We start from the raw sequence: 7,956 nt of genomic DNA, 5'->3' as shown, positions 1-7,956 counted from the left end.
GTTTATAATTTTGATTTCAATGGTCATATAGAGCTCGCCACAAAAAATACAATAAGTAACATGCTATTTTATAGTTGTTTAATAATAAAATACGTTCGAAACTAAGTTTTAGTCGTGGCTCGGTTCGGAAAGTTCGTGTTCAATGCCTGTCCCGAGAATCGGGAGCCTGGCCTTTCTGAAAATGACTGTTTTCAGAAAGGGCGTAACCATCGGCCGCTTAAGGCTTGCCGACGGCCCAGCGCATAACCGTTAGCTCATAGCCTGTCCCGATTATTCCATCAACGATTTTATTGAGGAAGTAAATATTACACTATTTGAATCTAAAATCAAGTTTGTAATTGTATAGCCACGGAATATGTGGATCGATACCATCTTGGGCTAACTTATCTGGTAAATTGACATACTCATCTTTTTTTATGTAATCAGATGAGCCATAAAATGTAACTATAATAGTGTCATCCCTGATCTTTATATCTCCATCATTCCAAGCCAACACTTCGTTGGCAAGATGCCTTGCATCCTATTTGCTATATTCACTGGTCATATTTTTTCTTAATTCATAAGTCGCAGCTTGCGCCAACATAGCCATTGACAGGTTTGCATATCTAATATTTAGGTTCATTGTTGAAGCGCGGTTTAAGCCCATATCATTTTCAAATCTAAAAAATTCTTCAACACTCCATCGTTTATCATATTTTTCGCACAAGAGGGTTTGAGCATCTACAGAAGATGTTGTTAGGAACCCACCATAGCGATAGCCCTTTTCCCCGAAGCGCTCTGCAATAAGACGGTATTTTGTGTTTTGGCTATCAAAATAAAAATCAGTTTCTGCAATAGCAAACCCTGCTCTTAATGTATTGTATTCTAATGTAGTTAGGATTTTCTTTATTCTTTGAGAATTTAATGCTGGGGTCAGTAAGTCAATGTTGCGATTATTCGATACGCTCTCAAACAGGTCATTTGTAAAATGTTCCTTATCTGCTATAAGTAAAGATGGGGCTTTTATTATTTGGCCTGTTGTACCAATGAGGTCCAAAGAGGCTTTGGTTGTGGGCATTCCCGTTGATGACATTGTTGCCATTATGGGTTGCCCGGTTTCGGCTGATACACTAAAGAAAGTTTGTAGCATCTTTTGTGATGGCACATCTGGATTTTTCTTCTTCGTTGCCATTACTCGCTTTGAATGACTGATGATTCTATGTGGATCTATAGCAATTAAATCTCCCTGATAATGTCCTGATAATTTTCGCTGGATACCTAAATTGAGCATCATGTTATAGGTATCTTCCATTGTATGGCTATTCAACAAAAGGTGCACCTGCTCGTCTGAAACAAGTCTGCCCATTCCATTTAGCAACTGAAAGCCTTGATGGTTTAACGAGCTTTTTCTTCTGACGCGATTGACACACAGTGCTGATTCGTTAACCAACTGGAGAGCTATCCGCGGCTCAATATCCATATCCTGTTTGCCTGTCCAGCCTTTCAAGATATCCCATGCCCCCAATTTCAAAAGCCCTGGTATTAACAACAACATGCCGACAGTTGTGCCTGATACTTTTTTCGAAATCAACTCCCTAAACTCGCGTTCATTTGCCTTGGAGGTTAGTGTTTTTTTCCTTGAATACCGTTTTGTTTTTTGTTCTGTGATCTCAATACTCTCTCCCGTTGTTTCTTTAGTTGCTTTATGTAGCCCTTTTTTTGAAGATCGTATTCGCTAATGGTCCGCTCAACACTTCTTTGGCTTATTGCATGTCCATTCTGATTCATTTTTTGGGCGATTACTTCACTATTGGCATCTGGGTCTAAAAAGCGGTGCCTGATAATATGTTTTTCGATCTCATTGGTTCGCTTATAATTGGATTTTGGACCTTTTGGTTTATCTGACAGCGCTTGGCTGCCATTATCCTCATATTTTTTTTTGATTACATAAAAGTGCTCCCTTGTATAGCCATATTTATGTGATATTTGTTCAATGCTTTCTTCTTTAGAGGTTGCTGCATCTATCAACATCATTAACTTCCAGGCTATAGTGTCCTTGGGATTTATTTTTAATGTGAAATTTCCATTAATCGTTTTTTCCGCATAATTCTTTTTCATAAGTGTAATTTTTTATATGGCGATATAAATTTATAAAATTTGAATACAAGAAACAAATTATACCACGGCAAAAACACACAATAATGCCAATCATCATGTTAAATCCCTATTAGACTTAAATTTTATGAGAAAATATCGTGAATGAAATAGACTTTTTTATAAGTACTCAAACAAAAAAAGAGCCCTGTGCAATATTATGTCGCCATATTTTTAATTACATTTTGGGACATACCTTTAGTGTTGATAGATTAGAAAGGTTATATTTGTAATATTATTAAACCGAATAAAATCGTTGATTATTCCATCGGGAAGCACATTTTAGATTATTATGAATGCGAATAAATTGGACTTTTCGGGCAAGCACTAAATATTTTTTTACCTGTCATATATTATTGATAAGCTCACCTGAAACAGGCACATTTACCCGTTTTAACAGGCTAAAATTTTACTACCTTCCCATATATAAAAATCATGCTTTTTTAACAATCTGATGTTTTATTTTGTTCTTTTTAATAATATCGCCTATACATGATGGGACCTTTCTTAACTAAAAAGATGACTAATTTTGAAGGGTAGATTACACAAGAACAATTAAATAAAGATTTGAAAAAACGAACTAAAACAATAACCTATATTTTCCATGAGCCTGTCAGATAAATATCGCAAAGAACTACGTAAAAAAGCCGAAGCCTTTTTAAGTAAGCAGGATAATAAAGACCGGCAAAAGCTGAGCACTGATTTAGAGTCGCTTGTGGAAGAACTCAACAAATACCAAATAGAACTTGAAGAACAAAACAGGGTATTACAATTATTGCAGCAAGCTTCAGAGGAGCAAAAAAACAAGTACGTGGATCTTTTCGAAAATGCCCCGAATGGTTATTTGATAATAAATGAGCAACAACAAATAATTTCTTCGAACAAAAAAGCAACGGAATTACTCAATATACCGGCATCAAGACTCAATAATCAAAAGCTTTCACTGTTTTTGGCACCGGAATATCAGGATGAGTTTTATTTTATGATCAAAAGCGTGCTGAAACAGACTAAAGAATTATCGCGACAGCTGGACATTATAAATGTCAATAAAGAACGAAAACCCGTATACTGCATTGCTGAAGCATTCGGAGACGAAAAACAACTTATCAGAATTGCGCTGGTAGACATTACCACACAGAAACACCCCGAAGAAGATAATTATTTTAAAGCCGCTATATTAGAAAATGTTACCGATTGCATTTTTACCATTAATAAAGCAGGCCTGATTACTTTTTGGAATACGGGAGCAAAAAAACTATTTGGTTTTTCAGAAAAAGAAGCCTTAGGCAAAGAAATTCATCAACTCATTACCAATAGCAAAAAATCAACCTCAGCAAAAAACGCCATTATAAAAATGGCTAAAACAGGAATTAGCGAAATACCTAACAAAACACTTGAATTTGAAGCCAAAAAAAAAGATGGAAGCCTTTTTTCTGCAGAATTAAAACTGTCCTCAGTTAAAATGAACGGTGAAATACATGCTATTGGAATTGTGCGCGACATCACAAAACATAAAAAGGAGGAGTTACGCTTACAAGAAAATGAAACGCGCTACCAGACCATTTTTGATAATGTTAAAGAAGCACTATATATCCAAACCACTGACGGTAAATTTCTGGATTGCAATACTGCTTTATTAGAACTCACACAATACAGCTACGAAGAAGTACAGCAAATACATCCTTCCGAAATACTTGATCCCTCAGTAAGTAAAAATTACTTCCCCAACCTGAACAAACTACTAAAAAATAAAAGCCTGATTTTAAATACAATAATTAGTGGTAAACACGGAAACAAAATACCAGTAGAAATAAATGCCAACATAATTCATTACAAAGGGCAAGAAGCTATTTTAATATCGGCTCGCGATATTACTGAAAGAATCCGCGAAAGAAAAAAGCTCGAAGATAGCGAAAGAAGGTTTCGCACCATGGCAGACAATATTCCAGATGCCATATACATTCATAACATTGAGGGTAAGATACTGGATACTAACGAGAAAGCTACAGAAATGCTTGGCTACAGTAGAAAAGAATTACTTGGATTAACACCACTCGATATTAGCGCCAAATATCATATTGCGGAGGATTATAAAAACATCATTAGAAAAATTGAAAAAGAAAAGCTGGTAATTTTTGAGGATGAACACCTGACAAAAAATAAAAACAAAATTCCGGTTCAGCTATCATCATCAGTAATTACTTACAAAAATAAACCTGCTGTGTTTTCCGTAGCCCACGACATCACCAATCGAAAAATAGCACAAAAAGCACAAAACAAATTGTTGAACCAATTAAATTATCTGAGCCGTAGCGCTACCAGATTTATCTCTTTCTCAAATTACGAAGACATATACCGGTTTTTAGGCAAAAGCCTCCATTTAGCTATTGAGAACTCCATAATAATTGTCAAAAAATACGAAAATAAAAAGTTTAGAATAATAGACTTTATTGGCCTGCACCCTGATTTAAAAGACAGCATTCACTACCCGACAAGCTCGAAAAAAGAAAAGGCATCTCTAAAACCAACACCCGAAAGGATAAAAAAATATAAATCAGGTAAACTGGAAAAAGCCGGAACCATCAAAGAGCTCCTGCCCAATAATTATTCACAAGAACTCATTGAGGAATTAAACAACAAACAAAACATAGCAGAAACCCGCGTTATTGGCGTTACTCGTGATGATGTTCTTTATGCAGGCATCAATATTTTAACTGAACAACCTATTGATATTACCGATCAGGAATATATTGAGGCACTTGTTTACCAGGCATCTATTGCGCTCCAGAGAAAAAATCACGAAAACGAACTTATTAAGGCAAAAAATAACGCTGAAATAGCAAATAATGCCAAAAGTACATTCCTTACAAACATAAGTCATGAAATAAGAACGCCACTAAATACGATTCTGGGTTTTACTGAAATACTTCGTAACGAGATAAAAGATGAAAAACAACGCAACTATCTGCAATCAATCAATTCCAGTGGAAAATCGTTACTTACCATAATCAATGACGTACTTGACCTCTCCAAAATTGAATCAGATAACATGTTGATTAAACATGAGCCCATGAGCGTAAAAACGCTGATAAACGACATGGAATATCTACTTCAGGAGCTGGCAAATGAAAAAAACCTCAACTTTGAAATTAATACAGACAAATCAGTTCCGCGACTGGTTAAACTAGACCAGCCAAGACTACGGCAAATTTTACAAAATCTGGTTAGTAATGCCATTAAATTCACACACAAAGGTGAAGTAAAACTTGAAGTCAATACAGCCCATAAAAAAGCAAACAAAACAGACCTTATATTTAAAGTTATCGATACAGGTATAGGAATCAGCCTGGACAAAATTAACGAAGTTATTGAACCCTTTCATCAGGCAGACAATACGGATGCCCGCAAATTTGAAGGAGTGGGAATGGGACTCTCGATAGCCCAAAAACTCACAAACCTATTAAATGGAGAACTCACCATAGAATCGGAAATAAACAAAGGCAGCACCTTTACAGTACAACTCAAAGATGTACCAATTCTCGAAGCTGATAATTTTAAAAGCCAGCGCATAAATAGCGAACTCAAATTTAATAAAGAAAGAATACTCCTTGTCGAAGAGGATAACGTACAGGGAGAAATAATACAAACGATGCTGGAGAAAATAAACCTGCTTGTACTCAAAGCAGAAACAGGAGATCAGGCTTTTGCGTTTACCTTTGAGTTTAACCCGCAACTCATAATAATCGACCTGAGTACACAAACCTCCAAAAGCACCGGTACAGCTAAAGCAATAAAAAGCCTTGACCAGTTCTCGAGCTTGCCAATCATAGGGATTAGTCGCTTTGATATACAGGAATTCAAAAATATGGATATAGCAGCATACTTTTCAGATATCATAAAACCACCACTCACGAAAAGTGCCGTACTCAAAAAAATAATGAAATATATACCATTTAAGAAACCCCTTTCAGATAACGATAACATAGGTGAAAGCACCTATAATTTCAATGAATATGATAAAACCGCATTACAGAACACCCTAAGCAAGCTCAATGAAAAAGCTACTCCAATATGGAACTTATTGGAGAAAAGGCAACCACTCAGTAAAGTCAAAAACTTTAATGATGAAGTGTATCAAATAGCCAAAAACAACAAAATTACCATACTAATTACCTACAGCCAACAACTAAACGAAAGTCTTGAAGCTTTTGACATTATTCAAATGAGAAAGCTGTTGAAAGAATATCCGATCATTATTGAAGCTTTGCAAAACCAAATCAATCAATTAAAAGCGTAAACCTAAATTATATAACACACACTATTGAAAGACTTATAAAACATCAAAAAAACTAAACTCAAAAGTGAATTTGAAACATATAAAGGCCTACAGGCTCAAATAGATGAAGCAACCACTTCTGGCCTTCAACCAGCTTAAAAACAAACCATTATGAAGAACCAATCAAAAGAAAAACCAGCAAGAATACTCATTGTCGATGATTTTATCAGTAACATACAAGTCCTGGCCAACATGCTCAGGCCCCATGGTTACGAAATTGAATTTGCTACCACCGGAGAAGAAGCCATAGACTGGGTATCGCAGGAAGTCTTCGATCTTATATTGCTCGATATTATGATGCCTGAAATGGATGGATTTGAAGTATGCAGCATACTAAAAGCACAAAAGGCAACCAGGGATATCCCTATAATATTTGTAACCGCCAAAACCGACGAAAGCAGCATACAAAAAGGCTTTCAGGTAGGAGCTGTTGATTATATCGTAAAACCATACAGAGAAAGCGAATTGGTAGAAAGAGTTAAAACCCATGTTACCCTTGAAAAACAAAGAAAAGAACTAATCAATACGAACCATGCAAAAGACAGGCTCTTCTCCATAATCGGGCACGACTTAAAAAATCCAATAAGCAATATTTTTGGTTTTGCCAAGCTACTCAAGGAAAACTATGATACCTATGATGACGAAAGAAGACAAAAATATTTACATTACGTGTTCGAATCTGCTAAAAGTAATCTTGAGTTGCTTGAAGAACTCCTGGAATGGTCGCGTACACAAACTAACAATAAACCCTTCAGACCTGCTTTAATTCAGGTTACAGACTTAGTTGAAGATGTGCTGAACATAATGCAGGAAACCGCACGAAATAAAGACATACAGATCGAAACAAACTTAAACTACAAAGGACAGGTATTTTGCGATAAAAGCATGATAAGCACTGTTTTACGAAACTTACTGGGCAATGCCATTAAATTTTCGCATCCCCACTCAAGTATAGAAATAGAAACCTCCGAAGAAGAAAACCAGGTGAAATTTCATGTCATTGACCATGGTGTAGGCATACCAGTAAAAACTCGCGAAAAACTTTTTCAAATAGACAAACACGTTTCTACAGTAGGAACAAATGACGAAACAGGTACGGGACTGGGTTTAATTCTATGCAAAGAATTTATCAACACACATGATGGTGAAATTTGGATAGAAAGCGAGGTAAACAAGGGAAGCAAATTCTCCTTTACCCTGAATAAAAATGATGCTACAAAAAATTAATGCATAAAAATGAAAGTTCAAGCAGGAATATTATTTACTGAAGTATTCTTTTCTGTTTTTTAGCAAATCTGCACGCGTAAATCGAAGCAAACACGCCAATTCAACACACAAAACGGCCTTTATCCATCCGCTTTCACAACTATCCGAAACTTTGAAAAAAGGAACAGAATCCATATATTTAGAACTACCAAAACCTAAAAAGATATGGGACTGTTCCAAAGAAACAAAAATACAAATAAACCAGTAATTCGTAAAATTAT

Annotated in this window: 4 protein-coding genes; 2 read left to right on the top strand and 2 right to left on the bottom strand. The window is 35.7% G+C overall.

Annotation, left to right across the window (positions count from 1 at the left end):
* Nucleotides 1-520 precede the first annotated feature (520 nt).
* Both ACTB0Y_RS08300 and ACTB0Y_RS08295 read right to left on the bottom strand, forming a co-directional pair.
* Nucleotides 521-1,534, bottom strand: coding sequence for a transposase (locus ACTB0Y_RS08300; RefSeq protein WP_463206351.1), 1,014 nt, complete (start codon nt 1,532-1,534; stop codon nt 521-523).
* A gap of 68 nt (nt 1,535-1,602) precedes the next feature.
* Nucleotides 1,603-2,097, bottom strand: a complete 495-nt coding sequence (locus ACTB0Y_RS08295; protein WP_463206350.1) for a helix-turn-helix domain containing protein — start codon at nt 2,095-2,097, stop codon at nt 1,603-1,605.
* A gap of 640 nt (nt 2,098-2,737) precedes the next feature.
* Between ACTB0Y_RS08295 and ACTB0Y_RS08290 the strand changes: the two genes are divergently transcribed.
* Entirely contained in the window at nt 2,738-6,430 is a 3,693-nt protein-coding gene (locus ACTB0Y_RS08290; RefSeq protein ID WP_463206349.1) for a PAS domain-containing hybrid sensor histidine kinase/response regulator, read from the top strand.
* A gap of 150 nt (nt 6,431-6,580) precedes the next feature.
* Nucleotides 6,581-7,696 carry a hybrid sensor histidine kinase/response regulator gene (locus tag ACTB0Y_RS08285; protein WP_463206348.1) on the top strand — a complete coding sequence of 372 codons (1,116 nt, stop codon included), beginning with the start codon at nt 6,581-6,583 and terminating at the stop codon, nt 7,694-7,696.
* Nucleotides 7,697-7,956 lie beyond the last annotated feature (260 nt).

Source organism: Salinivirga sp., assembly GCF_055145285.1.
The sequence above is the reverse complement of the archived record's forward strand: the minus strand, read 5'-3'. Positions and strand labels throughout refer to the sequence as shown.